20 protein-coding genes are annotated in these 22599 nt (G+C 49.6%); 19 read left to right on the forward strand and 1 reads right to left on the reverse strand.

What is annotated here, in order from left to right:
- Window positions 1-36: 36 nt before the first annotated feature.
- From smc to V5J77_RS11535, 15 genes are all read left to right on the forward strand, one after another.
- Window positions 37-3615: a chromosome segregation protein SMC gene (smc, locus tag V5J77_RS11465; protein ID WP_338555889.1), complete on the forward strand. Its 3579-nt coding sequence runs from the start codon at window positions 37-39 to the stop codon at window positions 3613-3615.
- Window positions 3616-3677: 62 nt separating this feature from the next.
- Window positions 3678-4691 (forward strand): signal recognition particle-docking protein FtsY, encoded by a 1014-nt coding sequence (gene ftsY / locus V5J77_RS11470; RefSeq protein ID WP_338555890.1) that lies wholly within the window; start codon window positions 3678-3680, stop codon window positions 4689-4691.
- Window positions 4692-4931: 240 nt separating this feature from the next.
- Entirely contained in the window at window positions 4932-5300 is a 369-nt protein-coding gene (gene ylxM, locus V5J77_RS11475) for a YlxM family DNA-binding protein (RefSeq protein WP_046230686.1), read from the forward strand.
- 23 nt (window positions 5301-5323) lie between these two features.
- Window positions 5324-6700, forward strand: a complete 1377-nt coding sequence (gene ffh / locus V5J77_RS11480) for a signal recognition particle protein (protein WP_338555891.1) — start codon at window positions 5324-5326, stop codon at window positions 6698-6700.
- Between the two features lie 39 nt (window positions 6701-6739).
- Window positions 6740-7012 (forward strand): 30S ribosomal protein S16, encoded by a 273-nt coding sequence (gene rpsP / locus V5J77_RS11485; RefSeq protein WP_338555892.1) that lies wholly within the window; start codon window positions 6740-6742, stop codon window positions 7010-7012.
- A gap of 27 nt (window positions 7013-7039) precedes the next feature.
- Entirely contained in the window at window positions 7040-7270 is a 231-nt protein-coding gene (locus V5J77_RS11490) for a KH domain-containing protein (protein ID WP_046230689.1), read from the forward strand.
- Between the two features lie 502 nt (window positions 7271-7772).
- A complete protein-coding gene (gene rimM / locus V5J77_RS11495; RefSeq protein ID WP_338555893.1) occupies window positions 7773-8297 on the forward strand; it encodes a ribosome maturation factor RimM in 525 nt (174 codons plus the stop codon).
- A gap of 1 nt (window position 8298) precedes the next feature.
- Window positions 8299-9042: a tRNA (guanosine(37)-N1)-methyltransferase TrmD gene (trmD, locus tag V5J77_RS11500; RefSeq protein ID WP_338555894.1), complete on the forward strand. Its 744-nt coding sequence runs from the start codon at window positions 8299-8301 to the stop codon at window positions 9040-9042.
- 171 nt (window positions 9043-9213) lie between these two features.
- Entirely contained in the window at window positions 9214-9555 is a 342-nt protein-coding gene (gene rplS / locus V5J77_RS11505; RefSeq protein ID WP_056039073.1) for a 50S ribosomal protein L19, read from the forward strand.
- Between the two features lie 217 nt (window positions 9556-9772).
- Window positions 9773-10327: a signal peptidase I gene (lepB, locus tag V5J77_RS11510; RefSeq protein ID WP_338556720.1), complete on the forward strand. Its 555-nt coding sequence runs from the start codon at window positions 9773-9775 to the stop codon at window positions 10325-10327.
- Window positions 10328-10351: 24 nt separating this feature from the next.
- Window positions 10352-11227, forward strand: a complete 876-nt coding sequence (gene ylqF / locus V5J77_RS11515; protein ID WP_338555895.1) for a ribosome biogenesis GTPase YlqF — start codon at window positions 10352-10354, stop codon at window positions 11225-11227.
- A gap of 61 nt (window positions 11228-11288) precedes the next feature.
- Window positions 11289-11900 (forward strand): ribonuclease HII, encoded by a 612-nt coding sequence (locus V5J77_RS11520; RefSeq protein ID WP_338555896.1) that lies wholly within the window; start codon window positions 11289-11291, stop codon window positions 11898-11900.
- A gap of 300 nt (window positions 11901-12200) precedes the next feature.
- Complete coding sequence (locus V5J77_RS11525) at window positions 12201-14135, forward strand: hypothetical protein (RefSeq protein ID WP_338555897.1); 1935 nt, start codon at window positions 12201-12203, stop codon at window positions 14133-14135.
- The gene (locus tag V5J77_RS11530; protein WP_338555898.1) at window positions 14132-14437 is read left to right on the forward strand and encodes an EscU/YscU/HrcU family type III secretion system export apparatus switch protein; all 306 of its coding nucleotides are present in this window, start codon (window positions 14132-14134) and stop codon (window positions 14435-14437) included. Before V5J77_RS11525 ends, V5J77_RS11530 begins: the two co-directional genes overlap by 4 nt.
- Window positions 14430-14840 (forward strand): YraN family protein, encoded by a 411-nt coding sequence (locus V5J77_RS11535; RefSeq protein WP_338555899.1) that lies wholly within the window; start codon window positions 14430-14432, stop codon window positions 14838-14840. The genes V5J77_RS11530 and V5J77_RS11535 overlap by 8 nt, the downstream gene beginning before the upstream one ends.
- Before the next feature lie 143 nt (window positions 14841-14983).
- On the opposite strand, the gene V5J77_RS11540 is transcribed toward V5J77_RS11535, so the two are convergent.
- Complete coding sequence (locus V5J77_RS11540; RefSeq protein WP_338555900.1) at window positions 14984-16558, reverse strand: YifB family Mg chelatase-like AAA ATPase; 1575 nt, start codon at window positions 16556-16558, stop codon at window positions 14984-14986.
- Window positions 16559-16925: 367 nt separating this feature from the next.
- On the opposite strand from V5J77_RS11540, the gene sucC reads away from it, so the two are divergent.
- From sucC to topA, 4 genes are all read left to right on the forward strand, one after another.
- Window positions 16926-18086 (forward strand): ADP-forming succinate--CoA ligase subunit beta, encoded by a 1161-nt coding sequence (sucC, locus tag V5J77_RS11545; protein ID WP_338555901.1) that lies wholly within the window; start codon window positions 16926-16928, stop codon window positions 18084-18086.
- 38 nt (window positions 18087-18124) lie between these two features.
- Window positions 18125-19060, forward strand: a complete 936-nt coding sequence (gene sucD / locus V5J77_RS11550; protein WP_338555902.1) for a succinate--CoA ligase subunit alpha — start codon at window positions 18125-18127, stop codon at window positions 19058-19060.
- Between the two features lie 164 nt (window positions 19061-19224).
- Window positions 19225-20346, forward strand: a complete 1122-nt coding sequence (gene dprA / locus V5J77_RS11555; RefSeq protein ID WP_338555904.1) for a DNA-processing protein DprA — start codon at window positions 19225-19227, stop codon at window positions 20344-20346.
- Between the two features lie 27 nt (window positions 20347-20373).
- Complete coding sequence (gene topA, locus V5J77_RS11560) at window positions 20374-22473, forward strand: type I DNA topoisomerase (protein ID WP_338555906.1); 2100 nt, start codon at window positions 20374-20376, stop codon at window positions 22471-22473.
- Window positions 22474-22599: the final 126 nt, after the last annotated feature.

Below are 22599 nucleotides of genomic sequence, written 5' to 3' on the forward strand. Positions count from 1 at the left end.
TTGTGGTACAATAGCGGGTGAGGTGAAAGACAATTTATGTTCCTTAAGCGTATTGAACTAGCAGGTTTTAAATCGTTTGCCGATAAGACGGAGATGGAATTCGTTACAGGGATTACGGCAGTCGTCGGTCCCAATGGCAGCGGCAAAAGCAATATTTCCGACGGCATCCGCTGGGTGCTGGGCGAGCAAAGCGCCAAAAGTCTTCGCGGCGGCAAAATGGAAGATATTATTTTTGCCGGAAGCGACGCGCGTAAAGCAGTCAATTATGGTGAAGTGTCGCTGACGCTTGACAATACGGATGGAGCACTGCCGCTGGAATACAATGAAGTGACAGTAACCCGCCGTGTCCATCGCAGCGGTGACAGTGAATATATGATTAACAAGCAATCGTGTCGGCTCAAGGATATTACCGAGCTGTTTATGGATACGGGAATCGGCAAGGAAGCTTATTCGATTATCGGACAAGGCCGAATCGAGGAAATATTAAGTACAAGGTCTGAGGACCGCCGTGGTATTTTTGAAGAGGCCTCCGGCATCGTTAAATATAAATCGCGCAAGCGGGAGGCGCAGAAGAAGCTGGATGAGACCGAGCAGAACCTGCTGCGCATTCACGATTTGGTTACTGAGCTTGAGGATCAGGTAGGGCCGCTCAAGGAGCAATCGGAGAAAGCGATTCATTATAAAGCGCTGCGAGAGCAGCTGCGCACGAAAGAAATTTCCATGTACGTTCATAACATTGATACGGTCCATAAATCGTGGTCGGAGGCAAATGCTAAGCTTGAGGTGCTCAAGCAAAGCGAGCTTGAGTTGTCAACGGTTGTGAGCAAGCATGATGCGCATTTGGAGAAGGATCGCCTTGCGCTGCGCACAATCGAGGAGAAGCTTGACCGTCTTCATGAAGCGATGCTGCAATACAGCGAGGATTATGAGAAATGTGAAGGCTACGGCGAGGTTTTGAAGGAGCGCAAACGCAATCTGGAGCATAACAAGGCGCAGCTTGTGGAATCCGCCGCGTCTCAGGATGCCCGCATTGGCACGCTGATGCAGGAGGAAGCCGAATTCCGCAGCCGTGCAGCTGGTCTGGAGCTGCAGCTTGCCGATTTGAAAGCAAGGCTGATGGAGGAGGAAGCCCGACTTATTGGCGTCGCAGGCGGAGCCGCGCCGGATGCAGAGGAGACATTAAAGGGCGAACTGCTTGATGTGCTTAGTGCGATGGCGGAGCTGCGCAATGAAATTCGTTATGCCCAGCAGCAGAAGGAGGCTGTCGGTCGGCGGATGGAGCGCCTTGGCGAGGATGAGCTGAAGTGGAAAGAGCAGAAGCGGAAAAGCGGGGCTAGACGCGCGCAACTGGAAGCACAGCTGGAAGCGATTTTAAAAGATATCAATGGTGCTCGCAACAAATACATAGATGAGGCTGAAAAAGCGAAGCAGACTGGCCAGTATGTGGATGAAGCGGCCGCAGCTATTCGCAAATGGGAGCAAAAAATCGATGCCAGCATTTCTCGTCGCGATACGATGAAGGAAATGCAGGATGCACTTGACGGCTTTATGCACGGCGTTCGGGAAGTGCTCAAAGCATCGCGCCGCACATCCGGCGGCATTAGCGGCGTTCATGGCGCGGTAGCCGAGCTAGTGCGCGTGCCAGAGCGGATCGAGGTTGCCGTTGAAACGGCACTTGGCGGGGCGCTTCAGCATGTGGTCATGGAGGATGAGAAGACAGCACGTGCAGCGATTGCGTTCTTGAAGCAGCGTCAGTTGGGCCGAGCTACCTTCCTGCCTTTGGATGTCATTCGCGCTAGGCAAGTGCCGGAGCATGACAAACGTCTGGCAGAAAATACCGAAGGCTTTGTTGGAGTTGCTGCTGATCTTGTCTCATGCGAACCGCAATATAAGTCTATTATTCAAAATTTGCTCGGCAATGTATTGCTTGCAGAGAACTTGGAGCAGGCAAACCGCATTGCCTCAAAATGCCAATATCGCTATCGGGTTGTAACGCTAGAGGGCGATGTTGTAAATGCCGGGGGTTCGATGACAGGCGGAAGCTTGCAGAAGAAAGGCGCAAGCTTGCTTGGACGGCAGCGGCAAATTGAAGGACTTGATCAGGAAATTACGGCAGCCGAGGCCACAATGAAGCAGCTGCGCGACAAGCTCAGCGATCTTCGCAAGGAGCAGTCGATCCGATCGCAAAATATGGAGGAGCTGCGTTCTCGTTCGGAGCAATCGCGTATTGACGAGCAGCAGGTGCGTGCCGAGCTTCAACAGATGCTGTCGGAGGAAAAGCTGCTTAATGAGCAGGAGCAGCTGTATTCGGCTGATCGCAGCAGCCATTTGGCGGAGCAGCAAACGATGCAGGCAACAGCTGAGGAGGCGCAGGCGAAGCTGGAGAAGCTGGTAGCCGATGAAGCGAGGCTCCAGGAGGCAATCAAGCTTGCTGAGGAGCGCCGTAAAGCGAGCGAAACAGCGAAGGAAGCGCTGCAAGGGCAGCTGACGGATTTGAAGATCAGCTTAGCCAAGACAGATCAAGAGAAGCAGTCGTTTGAAGACCAAGCCGCCCGTGTCCGAGCTGATATTGTTAGAGCGAAGCAGGAGCTTGGAAATGTTCGCTCGCTGCTTGCACAGCAGGAAGAGGAGATTGCTCGCCATGCGGAAGAAAGCGTTCAGCAGGTGGAGCAGCTAAATCATTTGAAGCTTAAGAAGCAGGAATGCTCGGAGCAGACGGATTTGCAGCGCTCGGCGAGAGCGGATCGGATTCGCGAGCTGGAGCAGGGTGAAAGCGAGACGAAGGAGCAGCGTACGCAGCTTCGCCAAATCGAGGAGCAGCTTCGCCAAAATGAAATCGCCGCGAATCGCCTTGATGTGGAGCTTGACAATTTGCTGCGCAAGCTTAGTGAGGAATACGAGCTTAGCATTGAGCTGGCGAGGGAGCAGTACCCTGTGCCTGAGGATGTCATCGGCACACAAAATTTGGTTCGTGATTTGAAGCGCCAAATTACGATGCTTGGCGATGTGAATCTTGGCGCTATTGACGAGTATGAGCGCGTCAAGGAGCGTTATGAGTTTTTATCGGAGCAGAAGGATGATCTGGTGGAAGCGAAAACGACGCTTTATCAAGTTATTCGCGAAATGGACGAGGAGATGTCGAAACGGTTCAAATCGACATTTGAGCTGATCAGAGGCCACTTCAGCGTCGTGTTTGCCAAGCTGTTCGGAGGCGGACGAGCAGATCTTGTGCTGGTTGAGCCGGATCGCGTGCTTGATACAGGCATAGACATCGTTGCTCAGCCGCCTGGCAAGAAGCTGCAAAACCTGCAGCTGCTCTCTGGCGGCGAGCGTGCGCTTACGGCAATTGCGCTACTGTTTGCTATTTTGCAGGTGAAGCCCGTGCCTTTCTGTGTATTGGATGAGGTAGAAGCAGCGCTTGATGAGGCTAACGTATCCAGATTTGCCCAATATTTGCGTGAGTTTTCCGAGCTGACGCAGTTTATCGTCGTTACCCACCGCAAAGGCACAATGGAGGAAGCGGACGTGCTGTATGGCGTAACGATGGAGGAAGGCGGCGTATCGAAGCTTGTATCGGTGCGTCTGGAGGAGGAAGCGGAGCAGGCTACCGCGTAGCTTGCGGCTTTTACAATGAGGAAAGAACATAGGATAGCTACGAAGACGGAGGAGTAATCGCGATGAGTTTTTTCAAAAGATTGAAGGAAAGCATCGCTTCCAAAACGGAAGCGGTCACTACGATATTTAAAGAAGGGTTGTCCAAAACCCGTACAGCCTTTGTTGAAAAGGTAGAAGAGCTAATTACGCGCCGGAAAAAGATTGACGAGGAGTTTTACGAGGAGCTTGAGGAAATTTTAATCGGTGCCGATGTAGGCGTCAATACCGTGATGAAGCTGATTGACGAGCTGCGCGCGGAAGTGAAAAAACGCAAAATCGAAGATGCGGCTGATTTGCATCCGGTATTGTCAGAAAAGCTTGTTGAGTTGCTCAAAGGTGATGACAATGAGAAAACGGCGCTTCGCATGTCGAGCAGCGGTATTACAGTTATTTTGTTCGTTGGCGTCAATGGCGTTGGTAAAACGACGACAATCGGCAAGCTGGCTCATAAGTATAAAAGTGAAGGTAAAAGCGTTCTGCTGGCAGCGGGCGATACGTTTCGCGCCGGAGCCATTGAGCAGCTTGAGGTGTGGGGTCAGCGCGTAGGCGTTGATGTCATTAAGCAGCAGTCCGGCTCCGATCCGGCGGCGGTTATGTTCGATGCGGTGCAGGCGGCGAAGCAGCGCGGCGTAGATGTTTTGCTCTGTGACACCGCTGGAAGGCTGCAAAATAAGTCCAATCTGATGGAAGAGCTCAATAAAATTTTCCGCGTCATTCAGCGTGAAATACCGGATGCGCCTCATGAGGTGCTGCTCGTGCTCGATGCAACGACGGGCCAAAATGCACTCAGCCAAGCGAAGCTGTTCGGCGAGAAAAGCGGTGTAACCGGCCTCGTATTAACGAAGCTTGATGGTACGGCTAAAGGCGGTATCGTCATCGCTATTCGCAATGAGCTGAATTTGCCTGTCAAGCTGGTTGGCTTGGGCGAGAAGATGACGGATTTGCAGCAGTTTGATTCGGAGCAGTTTGTTCACGCATTGTTTGCTGGTCTAATAAAAGATCAGGAAGAGTCGGAAGAGGCGGAAACGCAGCAATAATTCAGTTTTTTGAACATATAAAAGGAGCATAAGCTTTACCCCATATACTCCTCTTATATTTCTCCGACAAAGCTTTACGCACGTCCTAGAAGGACGACGAAGTCGTTATTGCTTGGCCTGAAAGGCATGTATTTCGAACTGACAAGGTTGAAAGCTTGACAGTGCCTGCTTCAATCGTGTAAGATAAGAGACGTTGCTTAGGTGTAAAGGATTTACCCTTGACGGGAAGGAGCAAAGGTCATGAATGTTAGTGAACCAGACGCCCTTGCGAAGACGACCCGAATTAATTTATTGTTTGACTTTTATGAGCCCTTGCTCACTGAGAAGCAGAGGACTTCACTTAAATATTATTTTCACGACGATTTTTCGCTTGGTGAAATTGCAGCGGAATCCGGCATTAGCAGGCAGGCGGTTTATGAGCATGTGAAGCGCGCGGTGCAGGTGCTTGAAAGCTATGAAGGCAAGCTTCGCTTGCTGGAGAAGCATGAAGCGTTGCAGCAGCTTGCTGAGCAGCTTGGAAATAGCGTAACGGAGCTTTCCCTTGGAACTGATGCCAAGCAGGGAATACTAGATATAATTGAGCAATTAATAACGACGAACAACAGGTAATGAAATAACGGAGGTGATGGATCATGGCGGCATTTGAAAGCTTGTCAAGCCGATTGCAAAACGTTTTTAGTAAGCTGAAGGGCAAAGGCAAAGTGTCCGATGCTGATGTGAACGAGGCGATGCGTGAAGTGCGTCTTGCGCTGCTGGAGGCAGACGTTAACTTTAAAGTCGTCAAAGATTTTATCGCCAAAGTAAAGGAACAGGCTATTGGTCAGGAAGTGGAGAAAAGCTTTACTCCGGGCATGGTCATTATTAACATCGTTAATAAAGAATTGACCGAGCTGATGGGCGGTACGCAAAGCAAGCTGGCGAAAGCGAATAAACCGCCAACGGTTATTATGATGGTTGGTTTGCAGGGCGCAGGTAAAACAACGACGTCCGGCAAGCTTGCCAAGCTTCTCCAGAAGAGCAACCATAAGCCTTTGCTTGTAGCCGGCGATATTTATCGTCCAGCTGCGATCAAGCAGCTGCAAGTGCTCGGCGAGCAAATCAATGCACCGGTGTTTTCGCTTGGCGATCAAGCTTCCCCGGTAGAAATTGCGAAGCAAGGCTTACAGCATGCTAAAGAAAATCATAATGACTATGTCATCATTGATACAGCGGGCCGACTTCATATTGATGAAACGCTGATGGACGAGCTGAAACAAATTCATCAACTGGTTAAGCCTGATGAAGTGCTGCTCGTTGTTGACGCCATGACAGGTCAAGATGCGGTCAATGTAGCTCAAAGCTTCCATGAGCAGCTTGAGTTGACAGGTGTCGTATTGACTAAGCTTGATGGCGATACCCGCGGTGGTGCGGCATTGTCCGTCAAAGCTGTAACGGGCCAGCCAATCAAGTTTGCCGCTATGGGTGAGAAGATTGATTCGCTTGAGCCGTTCTATCCAGATCGGATGGCATCGCGTATTCTTGGTATGGGTGATATGCTTTCGCTTATTGAGAAAGCACAGATGAACATTGATGCAGATAAAGCTGCCGAGATGGAGCGCAAAATGCGTACGGCCGAGTTTACATTTGATGATTTTCTGGAGCAAATGGCGCAGGTGCGGAATTTGGGGCCGATTGATCAGTTGATGGATATGCTTCCAGGGATGGGCAAGGTCAAAGGACTTAAAGATATGAAAATTGATGAGAAGCAAATCGGCCGTGTTGAGGCGATCGTGCGCTCGATGACGAAGGAAGAAAAGTTAAAGCCGGAAATTCTTAACCACAGCCGCCGGAAACGGGTTGCTGCCGGAAGCGGAACATCGGTTGCTGAAGTCAATCGACTGATTAAGCAGTTTGATGACATGCGCAAAATGATGAAGCAGTTTTCGTCTATGATGGGGCCTAAAGGCCTTAAGGGCGGCAAGAAAGGTCTGAAAGGCATGCTGGGCAAAGGTATGAAGTTTCCGTTTTAATTTAAAGTAGGTTTATTAATTGAAGGAGGTGAATTTCACATGGCAGTACGTATTCGTTTGAAACGTATGGGTGCTCACAAAGCCCCTTTTTATCGCGTAGTTGTTTCTAACTCCCGTTCGCCGCGCGACGGTCGCTTTATCGAGGAGATCGGTACTTATAACCCGGTTGCACAACCGGCTCAAGTATCCATCAACGAAGAAAAAGCTTTGAAATGGCTGCAAAACGGAGCGCAAGCTTCGGATACAGCTCGCGACTTGCTTTCCAAAGCAGGCGTTCTGAAAAAGTTCCATGAGCTTAAGCAACAGAAATAACTGTTGAACAGCGGAGGGCCTTTATAAATGAAAGAATTGATTCTTGTCATAGCAAAGGCGTTAGTGGATCATCCGGAAGACGTTAGCGTGAAAGAAAGAGACGATGACCGCGGCATCGTATATGAGCTGTCGGTTCATGCGGAGGATGTCGGTAAAATTATCGGCAAGCAAGGTCGCATTGCGAAAGCGATGCGTACAGTTGTGACCTCCGCAGCTGTCAAATCAGAGAAGCGGGTTATCGTGGACATCATATCGTAATACGTATTCGGAGAGGGTTAGGGTTAATTATCCTAACCCTTTTTCAAAATCTAAGAAAGTATACGTTTCATACTTATACTTTCTTAGATTTCCCGGAATGAAACATAAAACAGAATGATATTCGTAATGGATATTTTCGTGTTTTACGCAAAACGGCTGCTGCCGCCTTTTTTCGGGTCGGCGTCAGCCGTTTATGCGTGTATCATGAGGATTTTGCATAAATGGCCTTGAGTGGCACATATATAGCTACAGCAGCGTTCTGCGTTTCATTGATTTATGCAAAATCCTGATTATAAAAAAGAAAACTATATATGTGGAATGAAGGCAAATGATGAGGGAAGGGAGAAACGAAAGAGAAAGGTTGGAACTGGAGAGAGCTACAGCTTTCCGAAGGAAAGCCTCTTCGAAAGCATCAGCCTTTGTTTTCTGATTTCAACCTCAATAGAACCCCCCATATTAATTAATCGTTCAGCTTATATAGCAAAGAAAGGATACATGAATAATGAGCGGCAAATGGTTTACAGTTGGAAAAATCGTTAATACGCATGGTTTGCGCGGCGAGCTCAAGGTGCTTTCCCAGACCGATTTTGGAGATTTGCGTTTTGCAGTCGGCAATAAGCTCGCTATGATTCATGAAGAGCATGGCAGCAAGCTGGAGGTAGAAATTGCAGGTTCCCGTGAGCATAAAGGAAATTATATTATTAAGCTTAAGGGATATAATGACATTAATGAAGTGGAGAAGTATAAGGGATGGCTGCTAAAGGTAGCAGAGGAGCAGCTTGGTAAACTGGACGAAGGGGAATATTATTTCCACGAAATTATCGGCTGCCGCGTGGTAACAGACGAGGGCGAGGAACTGGGCATCATTTCGGAAATTTTGCGACCAGGAGCCAATGATGTATGGGTCGTCGACCGTCCTAAAGGTAAAGGAAGCCAAGTGCTTATTCCCGTTATTGATGATGTGTTGCTTAACGTAGACATTGCTGCGAAGCTAGTAACCGTTCATCTTATGGAAGGGTTGATTTAGCGTGAGAGTAGATGTGCTTACGCTCTTCCCTGAAATGTTCGATGGCGTATTTGGCGCAAGCATTCTTGGCAAGGCACGGGAAAAAGGCATTGTATCGCTGAATGCTATTAATTTTCGAGCTTACTCTGGCAATAAGCATAATACGGTAGACGATTATCCGTATGGCGGTGGAGGAGGCATGGTGCTGAAAGCAGAGCCTGTATTTTCGGCTGTTGAGCACTTGATGGAGCAGGCCGGAACAGGGGCTCGTCCGCGTGTTGTGTTAATGTGCCCACAGGGGGAAACCTTCACCCAGCAGAAGGCAGAGGAGTTTTCGAAGGAAGAGCATCTCATTATGATTTGCGGCCATTACGAGGGCTATGACGAGCGTATACGCGAGCATTTGGTAACGGATGAGCTTTCGATTGGCGACTATGTGCTGACTGGCGGGGAGCTTCCTGCGATGGTTGTCATCGACAGTGTAGCACGCCTGCTTCCCGGTGTGCTTGGCAATGAAACATCAGCAGTAACGGATTCATACAGCACAGGCTTGCTGGAGCATCCGCACTATACAAGACCTGCTGTATTTCGCGATATGGAGGTGCCGGAGGTGCTGATTTCCGGACACCACAGTCGCATCGAGACATGGCGCCGCGAGCAATCGCTGCTTCGTACACGGGATAGACGTCCTGACCTGCTAGAGAAGGCTGAATTGACCGCCAAGGAGCGTAAATGGCTTGCTTCGTTGGACAAACAGCAGTCTTAAGCGATAATGTTGGCAAGCCCGGAAAAAGATGTTGAAATCTAGGTTTAAATATGGTATGATTTCAAATGTTGTTCGTATTAATCGGACGGTCCGCTAATGGTCATGACCCAATTTCAGATGGGAAGTTGGAGAGCTATTAAGAACGTCTATGGTGGAAGGAGTGAATCCAAGATGAATCTCGTACAAGCGATTACGCAAGAGCAGCTTCGCAAAGACCTTCCTAACTTTCGTCCCGGTGACACGTTGAAAGTATACGTTAAAGTTATCGAGGGATCCCGCGAGCGGATCCAGCTATTCGAAGGCGTTGTAATCAAACGTCGTGGCGGCGGTATTAGCGAAACTTTTACAGTACGTAAAATTTCCTACGGTGTTGGCGTCGAAAGAACTTACCCGTTGAACTCGCCTAAAATCGATCGTATCGATGTGGCACGTCGTGGTAAAGTACGTCGCGCTAAACTGTACTACCTACGTAACCTTCGTGGTAAAGCAGCTAGAATTAAAGAAATTCGTTAAGTCGAATAAACAAGAGGGGGCTTGGTTAAACAAGCTCCCTTTCGTTATTGTTACAGCTTGTCAGAAAGTATGAATTCGAAGATGGAAAGAAGGCGTTTTTATGGACCAGCAATCACGTAATGATGAAAATGAAGTTGAAATCACATCAGATAGCGCCGTAACGGCTACTCCATCTGCTGAGTCTGACAAAGCAGCGCCTAGCCAAAAGGCTAAAGCGATGAAAGAAACGGTAGAATGGATCAAAGCACTTGCTATAGCGGTCGTGCTGGTCGTCCTTATTCGGAGTTTTCTGTTTGCACCGTTCATGGTTGAAGGCGAGTCGATGCTTCCAAACTTTGAAACCGGTGAGCGTCTCATTGTGAATAAAATATTGTACAAATTCCGTGAGCCTGACAGAGGCGAGGTCGTTGTGTTCCATGTTCCGCAGCAGGGCAGAGACTTTATTAAACGCGTCATTGGACTGCCAGGAGATACCATTAGAGTTCAAGGCGATGACGTCTTCATTAATGATGTGAAATTGGAAGAGACATATATTGCGGATGCCATCAAGCAGGCTCATGCAAATGGTCAGCTTTATAATAATGAATCAGATTTTCCTAATGAGCGAATAACGGAAGCGATTGTTCCGGAGGATACGATTTTCGCAATGGGCGACAATCGCAGCAACAGCCAGGACAGCCGTGCCCTTGGTTATATTTCCGATAAAGAGCTTGTAGGACGGGCAGAAGTTATTTTCTGGCCGCTCAACAAGATTAGCTTTATTAAGCATTAAATGGCATTCAAATGAGGTGAGAAATTGACGATTCAATGGTTCCCCGGTCACATGACACGAGCGAAACGACAAATACAGGACAAGCTCAAGCTGATTGATGTAACGATTGAGCTGCTTGATGCGCGTATTCCAATGTCCAGCCGTAACCCAATTGTCGATGAAATTTTGGGCAGCAAGCCGCGGCTGATCGTGCTCAACAAGTCTGACCTAGCAGATGCTAAGGTGACTGAGCAATGGATTACGTATTTTAAGGGAGAAGGCCATGAATGTATCGCGGTCGATTCTTCAACAGGAACGCGGGTAAACGAGGTTCCAGTGAAAGCAAGAGAGCTGTTGCAGGAAAAAATCGACCGCCAAATCGCAAAGGGAATAAATCCAAGAGCGGTGCGCGGGCTCATTGTCGGCATTCCGAACGTAGGGAAATCGACGCTGATCAACCGTCTGGCAGGTCGCAATATTGCGCTTACTGGCGACCGTCCAGGCGTGACAAAAGGCCAACAGTGGATAAAAGCAGGCAAGGATATGGAACTGCTCGATACGCCTGGTATTTTGTGGCCAAAGTTTGAGGACGAGTTGGTTGGCTATCGCCTCGCGATGACAGGCGCGATTCGCGAGCAGGTATTGAATATTGAAGATATTGCATTTTTTGCTTTGAAAGAATTGGTTGATCGTTATTGGGAAAATGTGAAAGAGCGCTTTGATATTACGATGGAGCAGCCGGATACGAATGAGTCTGATGAAATCGTCAAGGTGATGGAGGAAATCGGACGCAAGCGGGGTTGTCTGCAAAGCGGAGCGCGTGTTGACCTAGAGAAGGTTTCGGGCATTATTTTGCGGGAGCTGCGTGCAGGCAAGTTCGGCCATATTTCGCTTGAAGCACCGTGGAAGCAAAATAGCTAGATTTTTGATTGTATGATTGTTCTTGGTATGCCTGAGGATTTGAAGCGGAGGATCGGCGGATATGCTGGAGTATGAACGTAAGCTGTGGAGTGAAGGCTACAAGGCGATTGCAGGTGTTGATGAGGTCGGCCGAGGCTGCCTGTTCGGCGATGTCGTCGCTGCTGCTGTCATTTTGCCGCCTGATCTGGTCATTGAAGGGGTAAATGATTCGAAGAAGCTCTCGGAGAAAAAGCGCGATCAGCTCTATGAAATCATTATTGAGAAGTGTATTGCATGGTCGGTTACCTGTGTGGACGCAGCTGAAATCGACCGCATAAATATTAAGCAGGCGGCTAGGCTTGCGATGAAGCTTTCCATCGAATCTTTGGCGATAGAGCCCGATTATTTGCTCATCGACGCGGAGAAGGTGGACGTGCCAAAGCCGCAGCTTGCGATCATCAAGGGAGATGCCAACAGCCAGACGATTGCCGCTGCATCTATTTTGGCGAAAGTGACGCGTGATCGTTTATGTGTAGATGATTGGGAGCAGCAGTATCCAGAATACGGCATAGCGGTACATAAAGGCTATCCAACCAAGCTGCATCGCGAGCGTCTGCTAGAGTATGGCGCGAGTCCGCTTCATCGCAAAACCTTTCTTGGAAAAATATTTGCGGAGCAGCAGCAATTATTTTAAATGAGCAAATCGAGATATGGATGACAGCATAAAACGGTCTGGCGCTTGCTTGATCTGTTGAGACAAGTGTAAACAGCTAATATTATAAAGAAAGACGGCGTGCTGCTGGTGCAGTGCATGTGCCGTCTTTTTTTTGTATAAACAGGGTTATTTAGGATGGCGTGAGTGGGCAGCGGAAAAGCTGATTCATCATAGGAGGGCTAAAAGCCGATAAAGGTAATAAAGCATGTTTAGTTAGAGAAGCCGGATGGAGCCTGACAGGCTTAAGCTGAATTTCATCGTAAAACGGGAGCGATGGCAATGAATATTGGACAAATGATGAGAAGCATGCTGGGCGATGCGTCGGGAACGGATATACGCTCGGCAGAGCTTAAGCCGGGACAAACGGTACGCGCCTTGGTGTTGCAGGTATCGGACAACAATGAAGCGATCGTGCAAATTAATGGTGTGCAGGTAAGGGCAAAGCTGGAGGTGCCGCTGGCTGCCGGGCAAGCAGCGATGCTTCAGGTCGGAGCGCAGGCGGAAGGCGGCCTTATTATGCTGAAGCAAATAGATGCCGCGCTTGCCGAGCTGCCGGAGCAGTCCATCAAGGATTTGCTTAAGCAGTTTGCTTTGCCTGACCAGAAATGGGCCGCACAAATCATAAAGAACTTGAATCAGGAAGGCATCCCGCTGAATAAGGATGCCGCACAGGTGTTTCAGCAAGCGGGGGCAGCTATGCCCGGCGGTGCGGATACGGAGCAATGGATGCAGGCGGCTGCCTCGGCATTCAAGCGCGGTTTGCCTGTGACGGCTGCCACGATTAGTGCGTTACAGCAGGTAATGTTTGGTCCAGCGGCACATGAGCTGCTGGACCAGCTGAGCCAGCTGGTGACGTCTGCGACTGCAGCCGGCGGAAAGGAGGCCGCCAGCGGGCAGGCGCAGGCGGGCGGGAAGGAGGCCCAGCTGGCACAGCAGCTGGGCAAGCTGCAAGCGCTGCTCGGCGAAGGCGCAGAGCTGCTGCGAGGGCTTGGCGACGGCGAGAAGCCGGGAGCCGCCGCTGGCGAAGCCGGGCGCGCGAATGCGCTGCAGCCGCGCGGAGCAGAAGCGGGAGCCGCCGCAGCGAGAGCGGCGGAGACCGCAGGCAGTGGGCAGCCCGCGAAGGCGAGCGGAGCTGAAGCGGCTGTGGCAGCGAGCAAAGGCGATGCTGCTGCTGGAAGCAGTGCCGCCGCTCTGACAGGAGCAGGAGCGGCAGGCAAGGCAGAGGTCAGCCCGGCCAACTGGCTTGGTCAGATGATGAAATGGCTCGGTGTCGATCACGAGCAGCAGCTTGGTAAGCAGCTGCTTGGCATTCAGACACAGCCAGCAGCAGGCTCTGGTGAGCAAGAGGCCGCACAACCAGAGGCGGGCGCTGCCAATCAGGCCCGTAGCAGCTCAGAACAGGCACTGCGCGGGGATAACGCAGCTGGGCGCAATGGAAGCGCGGCTCAGCTGCAAGAGCGTTCTGGGACAGCTGAGGGTCCTCTGGCAGGCGCCCAAGCGCAGCAGCAGGCAGCTGCAGCAGCAGCGAGCGACAAGCTGCCAGAAGGTGGCAAGCTGGGCACTGACTTGCTGAAGGCTGATTTTTCGGCGAATGCGTCGCAAGGGCATAAAGCAGAGCCGCTGCTTGCTCTTGCTCAAGAGAACAAGCAGAGCGTGCAAGAATCGCTGAAAAGCGTGCTGCTTGCAATATCTAATTCTGATGACGCGCCTGCTGCTCTAAAAGAGACGGCACAGCAATTGGTGCAGCATATTACAGGCCAGCAGCTGCTGATGTCGCCTGAACGTAATGGTGCTCTTTTTAGCCATCTCACCGTATTCGTTCCGTTTAAGGGTGATGACGGCAATCAGACTACATCGGTTCATATTCAAACGCGGCGTGGCCGCAAGGGCGAGCTGGATGCGGAAAATTGCCGCCTAGTATTTGATTTATCCATGAAAACGCTTGGAGATACGGTAGTCGATGTACAAGTCGTGGATAAAATCGTAAGCTTGACGCTGTGGAACAATCATCCTGCAATGGAAGGCCTTGCTCAGTCATCTCGAACGGAAGTAGCGGAAAGTCTGAATCAGGCGGGCTATCAGCTGTTGTCGCTTCGGACCTCGCCGATTGTGGAGAATGAAGAAAGAGCAGCTGAGGGAGCAGCAGAAGGACATATTACGGCTCCGAGGACGTTTCTTTCAGGGCGTTATAAAGGGGTTGACCTGAAAGCATGAGCTCCGAAGAAAACAACAATAATAAATCTGAACCGATTCGGCGGGCGGTTGCGCTCAAATATGAGCCAGGCGTCGGTACAGCTCCTGTCGTCGTTGCGAAGGGCAAAGGCTATTTAGCAGAGCAGCTGATCGAAAAAGCGAAGGAAAACGGTGTACCGTTGCAGGAGGATGCTTCGCTTGTGGAGGTTTTGTCCAAGCTGGACATTGATCAAACGATTCCTCCTGAGCTTTACACGCTGGTAGCGGAAATACTCAGCTTTGTTTATCGTTCGGATCGTAAGGCGAGGGATTTGAATGACTGATAGCAAGGCAGGCGACTCTGATTTTTCAAGCAGCAAACGGGCTGACAAACGGAAGTGGACCGGAAAGCTAGGGGAGGCTGCCGCAGAAGCCTATTTGCTGACTGCTGGTTATACGTTTGTGGAGCGCAACTGGCGCTGCCGTTCGGGAGAGCTGGATCTCATTATGCACGGTGAAGACAAGCTGGTAATTGTCGAGGTGCGAACACGCCGATCTGGCGGGCGTTTCGGAATAGCAGCAGAGTCCGTAGACTGGCGCAAGCAAAAGCAAGTAAGAGAGACAGCACAGGTTTATTTAAAGCTGACGGGGCAACTGGAGCAGAGCATTCGTTTTGATGTTATCGCTATTACGTTGGAGCACGACGATGCCATTCATGAACTGAAGCATATAATAGCAGCTTTTTAGCTGTGTATAGCGGCATGAGGAACATTGATGAAAAGTGCGTGTCCATCTCCGTGTGTGTCCCCTTGAATAGATGGGGGAAATACTCATTCAAAAATAAGAAGGGGCAACACTGCACAATGGGCGGTGTTGCTCCTTTTTTCAATTCATAGCTTGCATAGCTTACGGTATTGAATGGCTTCTGCGATATGCTGAACCTCGACATACGGGCTGCCCTCAACATCAGCTACCGTTCGCGATAGTCGCATAATTCGGTCATGGGCGCGCATGCTAATAGGGAGTGTCTGGAGAGCGTGCCCAAGCAGCTCCGCAGCATCCTGTCGAATTAGCATGGCACGGTGCAGGGCTGAGCCGGACAAGCCTGCATTCGTATTAATTTTTAGCTCTGACAAACGCTCCTTCTGATACGCTCGCGCAGCTACAACCTGCTGGCGCATCTCTTCGGAAGAAAGGTTCTTTGAATGGCTATTTGTTAGAGAACGACCAAGATCAATGGGCTGGGGAACCTCAAGCTGAATATCAATGCGGTCGAGAAGCGGACCGGACAGCTTGGATTTATAACGGGCAATTACAGCGTCTGTGCATATACAGCGCTTATCTATCGTTTCATGGCCTGAAAATCCACACGGGCACGGATTAAAGGAAACAGCTAAAATGAGCCGTGCTGGAAAATGAAAGACGGCGCTAGAACGAGCGATTGTCACAATTCCATCTTCTAACGGCTGTCTTAGCACCTCAAGTGTTTGCCGGGAAAATTCAGGGAGCTCGTCTAAATACAGCACGCCATGGTGGGCGAGCGTCACTTCGCCGGGCTTTGGCACAGAGCCGCCGCCTACAAGTCCGCCTGTGGAAATCGTATGATGCGGGGCGCGAAAAGGGGCAGCCGCAATAAGGCCCTGATTGTCAGTAGAAAGCTTTCCGGCCGCGCTGTAAATTTTGGTCACTTCAATTGCCTCCTGCTCCGAAAGAGGCGGGAGAATGCTTGGAAGCCTGCGAATCATCATCGTTTTTCCGGTACCTGGCGGGCCTGAAAACAGCACATTATGCCGTCCTGCAGCAGCAATAATAAGCGCACGTTTAGCTAGCTGCTGACCGATAACATCGCTGTAGTCACCGCAATCTGGCGAAAGCAGAGGTTTATTTTCAGTGAGCAGCCCTATATAACCCTTGCTGCCACTGCATGGTTCAGCAGTGTAGCGAATGGCCTCCAGTCCCTCGCTGCCTGATGGACGCAAATCCATTAAATGCGTGATTCCAAACAGCTCCATACCGGCTATCCAGGCAGCCTCTGGAGCATTTGCGATTGGAAGCAGCACACGACGGATGCCTGATTTTTTAGCCTGTTCGATCATCGCAAGCACGCCCGTTACCGGCCTAATAGAGCCGTTAAGCGACAGCTCGCCGAGCATCATCGTGTGATGAAAGTGAGCCGCATTTAGTTGTCCGCTAGCCGCCAAAATGCCGGCGGCTATGGCAAGGTCAAACGCGGTGCCTTCCTTACGTAAAACGGCAGGGGCGAGGTTGACGGTTATACGCTCCATCGGGAAGGTAAATCCGCTATTTTTAATCGCAGCCCTTACCCGCTCTACAGATTCCCGCACGGCAGGATCAGGCAGCCCAACTACCGCAATTTGCGGCAGTCCGCTTGCAATATCAACCTCGACTGCAATTTCTTTGCCTTCGACGCCATAAACAGTTGCGCTCTGCATTAAGCTGAACATAACAAAAAGCACCTCCAAATAGTGGGATGAAGGTGCTTCCTTACGTCCTGTATGTTTCGTGTATGATTTTAAATGAAATGCAGCAATAAATGTTCTTATGGAGTAGTACAAGCCTGCTTGGTGCAAACTAATCATAATGGGCGTTGTCCATTTTTGTCAAATGTTGAATGAACGGGTGGTGAAGGGGATCAAAAAGCAGTAAAATAGCGGATTTTGACGTTTAATCTCAAATTGAGATTGAATTCATATCAAAAAAGCCGAAGTCTTCTTGCACGAATATAAGGTAACAACAGAGGAAAAATGCTATGATAATAGATGTTTGTGTACATACGACTGATTTTGGTCTATGAAATGGAGGATTTCAACAATGAATATCCATGAGTATCAAGGCAAAGCGTTATTGAAACAGTATGGTGTAGTTGTGCCTGAGGGCAAAGTTGCGTTCACCGTTGATGAAGCGGTTGCAGCAGCAGAAGAGCTTGGTACGAAAGTTGTTGTTGTAAAAGCACAAATCCATGCGGGCGGCCGCGGTAAAGCTGGCGGTGTTAAAGTCGCAAAAAGCTTGGATGAAGTTCGCGCATATGCAGGAGAAATCCTTGGAAAAGTGCTCGTTACGCATCAAACAGGTCCAGAAGGCAAAGAGGTTAAGCGTCTTCTTATTGAGCAAGGCTGCGACATCAAGAAAGAATATTATATCGGCGCTGTTCTTGACCGTGGCACAGGCCGCGTCGTCATTATGGCATCAGAGGAAGGCGGCACTGAGATTGAAGAGGTGGCCGAGCATTCCCCTGAGAAAATTTTCAAGGAAATCGTTGATCCAGCTGTAGGCTTGCAGGTATTCCAAGCACGTAAGCTTGCTTATGCAATCAACATTCCAACTCCGCTTGTTAACAAGGCTGTAAAATTCATGATCTCCTTGTACAACGCTTTCGTTGAGAAAGATTGTTCTATTGCTGAGATCAATCCGCTTGTCGTAACTGGCGATGGTGAAGTAATGGCACTGGATGCGAAGCTGAATTTTGACTCCAATGCCCTATACCGTCATAAGGATATTGTCGCATTGCGCGATCTGGAAGAGGAAGATGCGAAAGAAATCGAAGCTTCCAAATTCGATCTGAGCTATATTGCCCTTGATGGCAACATCGGCTGCATGGTTAATGGCGCAGGCCTTGCTATGGCGACCATGGACATTATCAAATATTATGGCGGCGACCCTGCGAACTTCCTGGACGTAGGCGGCGGTGCAACGAAAGAAAAAGTAACAGAAGCGTTCAAAATCATTTTGTCCGATGAAAATGTTAAAGGTATTTTCGTTAATATTTTTGGCGGCATTATGCGTTGTGACGTTATTGCGGATGGCGTTATCTCGGCAGCTAAGGAAGTTGGCCTGGATCGTCCGCTTGTCGTAAGACTGGAAGGCACGAATGTTGATTTGGGTAAAAAAATGCTGAACGAGTCGGGACTGAACATCGTAGCAGCGGACTCTATGTCAGACGGCGCACAGAAAATTGTCGCTCTCGTGAAATAAATACGCGTATGAATTCATGGACGGGGATGTGAGATTCGATGAGCATTTTGGTAAACAAAGATACTAAAGTTATTACGCAAGGGATTACAGGCGCAACGGGCTTGTTCCATGCGAAAGGCGCACTCGATTACGGTACGCAAATGGTAGGCGGAGTAACGCCGGGCAAAGGCGGAACTAACGTTGATATCACTCTTGAAAACGGTTCAACGGTATCGCTTCCAGTGTTTAACACCGTTGAACAAGCGGTGAAAGCGACAGGCGCTACGGCTTCGGTTATTTATGTGCCGCCGGCATTTGCAGCTGATTCGATTCTTGAAGCGGTTGACGCTGGTCTTGATCTTGTTATTTGTATTACGGAAGGCATTCCGGTACTGGACATGGTCAAAGTTAAGCGTTATATGGAAGGCAGCAAGACGACGCTAATCGGCCCTAACTGTCCAGGTGTTATTACACCAGACGAATGTAAAATCGGAATTATGCCAGGCTACATTCATACGAAAGGCCATGTAGGCGTTGTTTCCCGCTCGGGAACATTGACTTACGAGGCGGTTCACCAACTGACGACTCGCGGCATTGGACAATCCTCTGCTGTTGGTATCGGCGGCGACCCAGTGAAAGGCTCCGAGTTTATCGACATTTTGAGCCGTTTCAATGACGACCCTGATACGTATGCGGTTATTATGATCGGTGAAATCGGCGGCACTGCGGAAGAAGAAGCGGCAGAATGGATTAAAGCCAACATGAAAAAGCCGGTTGTAGGCTTTATTGGCGGCGCAACAGCGCCTCCAGGCAAACGTATGGGCCACGCTGGCGCAATCATTTCCGGAGGCAAAGGAACAGCTGCTGAAAAAATCGCTACGCTTGAAGCATGCGGAATTAAAGTAGCACCAACCCCTTCGGATATGGGCTCCACACTCGTATCGGTGCTTGAAGAGCAAGGCCTGTTGGAAAAGTGTAAAACTGCTGCAAAATAATAAAGTTTTTAAAAAAGGTAAGCAACCTTTCAATTCCCGTTTGCGGGAGCTGGAAGGTTGCTTTTTTTTATGAAGATGAGAGGGCGACTTGCATTCTCCAGCCATGTAACGCACAATAGGAAGGAATGTAAGGGCGTGCCTCATTATAATGGAGGCCGATTTTTATGGACCGTAATTATGACGAATGCAGACAAATTATAATCATGCTTAGTGAAGTGCAAGGTATTGGCTGGCGCACAATTCAGAAGGCGGTAGCCAGCGGCGCGTGGCGAGAGAGCGGCGGTCAAGATGAATTTGCCTATGTTAAGGCAGGCTTCAGCTCCCAGCAGGCACGATCGGCTGCTAAGAGAATAGGGCAAGGACTTGTTGCTCCAGGCTCGTCCTATGAAAAGGCGGCTAATCTAGGAGCAGCAGTGATTACACCGCTTGATGAGGCCTATCCAAAATATTTGCTGCAAATTCCGCAGCCGCCGTGGGTGTTGTATGCGCTTGGCCGGATGGAGCTGTTGAAGCGTCCCATTGTAGCAGTCGTCGGAACGCGTAATCCTACCGCATATGGCCGCCATACGGCTTCTACGCTTGCTGAGCAGCTTTCGGTAGGCGGGATGACTATTGCGAGCGGTTTGGCACGCGGAATCGATAGCAAGGCGCATGAAGCGGCTCTGCGTGGAGCTGGAAGCACGATAGCTGTGCTTGCATGCGCCGTAGATTGTTGTTATCCTTCAGAGAATAGAACTTTGTACCGCCAAATAGCGGAAGAGGGGCTGTTGCTCTCGGAAACGCCAATCGGCACACCGCTGCATCCAGGCATGTTTCCGCTGCGCAACCGGATTATCGCAGGACTTTCCCTTGGCACACTCGTTATAGAGGGTGCGATTGGCAGCGGTTCTTTGATTACTGCTGCACAAGCGCTGGATATGAACCGTGATTTATTCGCTGTGCCAGGCCCGATTTCTTCTCCCAAAAGCGAAGGTCCCAATGCGCTCATTCGCCAAGGAGCAAAGCTGGTTAGCGCGGCGGAGCATATTTTCGAAGAATACGGATGGCTTGGCGATGAATGGCTTCAGCATTCGCGTTCTGCTGCCTCTTCACAGATTCAATCGGACAAGGAATTGTCCGCTGATGAACGAAAAATTATCGCACTGCTGCGAGAGCGGCCATTATCCATTAATGAATTACACCAGCTGATTGCGGTTCCTTTTGGACATTTAAGCGCTCTTCTGATAAATTTATGTATAAAACGTAGGATCGAGCAGCAGTCTGGATCGCTATATATAGCATTGTAACAAGCAGTAGAGAGGGGGGCGCCTAACGTGGCAGACTCATTAGTTATCGTCGAATCACCAGCCAAAGCGAAAACAATAGGCAAGTATTTAGGCAGCAAATATATTGTTAAGGCTTCCATGGGCCATATTCGCGATTTGCCAAAAAGTCAGATTGGCGTCGAAGTTGAAAATGATTTCAATCCAAAATATATAACGATTCGCGGCAAAGGCAGCGTATTGAAAGAGCTCAAAAGCGCCAGCAAAAAAGTGAAGCATGTTTATCTGGCGGCTGACCCGGATCGCGAAGGGGAGGCTATTGCTTGGCATTTGGCCCATTATTTAGAGCTTGATGCCTCGGATACTTGCCGCGTTGTATTTAATGAAATAACGAAGCAGGCGGTTAAGGATGCTTTTAAGACGCCGCGCAAAATCAATATGGATCTGGTAAATGCACAGCAAGCACGGCGTATTCTAGATCGTCTTGTCGGCTACAAAATCAGCCCGCTACTTTGGAAAAAAGTCAAAAAAGGCCTTTCCGCTGGCCGCGTACAGTCCGTATGCGTCAAGCTGATTATTGACCGTGAAAATGAGATCGACGAATTCGTGCCGGAAGAATATTGGTCGATTACTGCAAAGGTATCGCAAAATGGTGTTCCATTTGAGGCCAAATACCATTCCATCGGCGGCGAGAAGCGCGAGCTTGGCAACGAGCAGGAAATGCAAGCCGTGCTGGATGCGATGGATAGCGGCTCCGATTTTAAAGTAGCGGAAGTGAAGGAAAAGGAGCGCCTGCGCAATCCTGCACCTCCTTTCATTACAAGCTCCCTGCAGCAGGAAGCCGCCCGTAAGCTTGGTTTCAGGGCGTCTAAGACGATGTCGGTTGCCCAGCAGCTTTATGAAGGCGTAGAGCTAGGCAAGGAAGGCACAGTCGGTCTAATTACATATATGAGAACGGACTCCACTCGTATATCCCCGATTGCACAGGAAGAAGCGAAGGAATATATTACACAGCGCTATGGCGCTCCTTATATGCCAGAGCAGCTTCGCGTCTATACGAAAAAGAACAGCAATGCCCAAGATGCGCATGAGGCGATCAGACCAACGGCAGTTATGCGTGATCCAGATACGATGAAGCCGTTTCTCAGCCGCGATCAGTTCCGGTTGTACAAACTGGTATGGGAACGTTTCGTATCCAGCCAAATGTCCTCGGCCGTTCTCGATACGATGACCGTTGATATGTTATCTGGCGAAGTGAAGTTCCGCGCGAATGGATCGAAGGTCAAGTTTGCCGGATTCATGAAAGTATATGTGGAGGGCAACGATGATGGGGCAGAGGAAGAGCATAAGTTTCTCCCGCCAATCGAGCCAGGAGATATAATTCCAGCGGAAGCGATTGAACCTAAACAGCATTTCACCCAGCCGCCGCCGCGTTTTACAGAGGCAAGGCTCGTGAGAACGCTAGAGGAGCTCGGCATAGGGCGCCCAAGTACGTATGCGCCGACGCTGGAAACGATTCAGAAGCGCGGATATGTGGCGATAGAAGAAAAGAAATTTATGCCGACTGAGCTTGGCGACCTTGTTATTCAGCTGATGGAGGAGTTTTTCCCGGAAATTCTTAATGCTGAATTTACAGCTAACATGGAAGGGGATCTCGACCATGTGGAGGAAGGCTCACAGGATTGGGTCAAAGTGCTCACAACCTTCTACGAATCGTTCGAGAAGCGTCTGGAAGTAGCGGAAGAGGAAATGAAGGAAATTGAAATTCAAGACGAGGTTTCCGATGAAATTTGTGAAAAATGCGGTCGTCATTTGGTTTATAAAATGGGACGCTTCGGCAAATTCCTCGCATGCTCTGGCTTTCCGGATTGCCGCAATACGAAGCCGATCGTTAAGGATATCGGCGTGCCTTGCCCCAAATGTGAGGAAGGTAAAATTATTGAAAGACGCAGCAAAAAAGGCCGGATTTTCTATGGCTGTGATACGTATCCGGCTTGCGATTATGTTTCATGGGATAAGCCTTCAGGCAAGCCATGTCCGAAATGCGAAAGCATGCTGGTAGAAAAACGCAATCGCAACGGTGCAAAGCTGCAATGTCCTACATGTGATTATTCAGAAGAGCTGCAAGATGAAGAACAGGAAGAAGCATAGAGCAGCTCAAAACGCTGCGCACAGCTCCACATGTTAGTGGACCCGGTCCTCCCTTATAGGGAGGACAGCTGTGTTTTATCCGTCTTGTAGGCTTGTCCCGCAATTCCATAAAAAAATGATATTTAT

The sequence above is a fragment of the Paenibacillus sp. KS-LC4 genome, assembly GCF_036894955.1.
GTDB lineage: Bacteria > Bacillota > Bacilli > Paenibacillales > Paenibacillaceae > Pristimantibacillus.